General features: G+C 69.0%; 1 protein-coding gene. It reads left to right on the top strand.

Translation table 11 applies throughout. The features are described 5' to 3' along the window. The first annotated feature begins 5 nt into the window (after positions 1-5). A complete protein-coding gene (locus ACWGPE_RS19140; RefSeq protein WP_452049336.1) occupies positions 6-974 on the top strand; it encodes an isopenicillin N synthase family dioxygenase in 969 nt (322 codons plus the stop codon). Positions 975-1124 lie beyond the last annotated feature (150 nt).

The following is a 1124-nucleotide window of genomic DNA, read 5'->3' as shown; positions in this document are numbered from 1 at the left end:
CGTCTGTGCGGACGGCCTTGCCGGTCGTCGATCTGAACGACGCGCCGGAGCGGCTGCGCCAGGTCGCTCACGACGTGGGCTTCTTCTACCTGACCGGCCACGGGGTGCCGAGCGAGTTGTCGGACCGGCTGCTGGCCGCCGCCCGCCGCTTGTTCGCGCTGCCGCAGGCGGCCAAGGACGCGGTGGCGATGACCAACAGCCCGCATTTCCGCGGTTACACCCGGTTGGGTGGTGAGCTCACCGGCGGACGGGTCGATTGGCGTGAACAGATCGACATCGGACCTGAGCGCACCCCGCTGGCCGACCCCGATCAGGACTATCTGCGGCTGCAAGGTCCCAACCAGTGGCCTGCGGGTCTGCCGGAGCTCCCCGAGGTCGTCGCGCAGTGGGATGCCGAACTGGCCCGGGTCGGGCGCGTGCTGTTGCAGCGCTGGGCCGCCGGCCTCGGTGCCGACCCCGGGGTGTTCGACGCCGCGTTCGCCGACACCCCGGCGACCCTGATCAAGATCGTTCGGTACCCGGCGCAGGCCGAGACCGACCAGGGGGTCGGTGCACACCGTGACGCGGGGGTGCTGACCCTGCTCCTGGCCGAGCCTGACACCCGAGGTCTGCAGGTCCGTGGCAGCGACGGCACGTACATCGATGTCGATCCGCTGCCGGGGGCTTTCATCGTCAACATCGGCGAGATGCTGGAGATCGCCAGCGGCGGCTACCTGCGGGCCACCGAGCACCGCGTGCAGGTGAGTACCACCGAGCGCATCTCGGTACCGTACTTCTTCAATCCCCGGCTCGACGCCGGCCTGCCGGTGCTGACGCTGCCCGACGAACTCGCGGCCCACGCCCGGGGCGTGAGTGTGGACCCTTCGAACGACCGCATCTATGCGGTGTACGGGCGCAATGCGTGGAAGAGCCGGGTGCGAGCGCACCCGGACGTCGCCGCCGCTCACGGGTACGGACGGGCGGAGCAGGTGTGACACGGCGCTGTGTGAAGATGGAGGTGTTATGAGTGCAACAGAACTGAGCCCGACGTCGCTGCGTGAAGCGTTCGGCCACTTTCCGTCCGGTGTCATCGCGATTGCTGCCGAGGTAGAGGGCACCCTGGTCGGCTTGGCCGCCAGTACCTT

This window comes from Agromyces sp. NPDC055658 (genome assembly GCF_053618155.1).
Note: the sequence above shows the minus strand (reverse complement) of the source record. Positions and strands in the feature narration are given on the sequence as shown.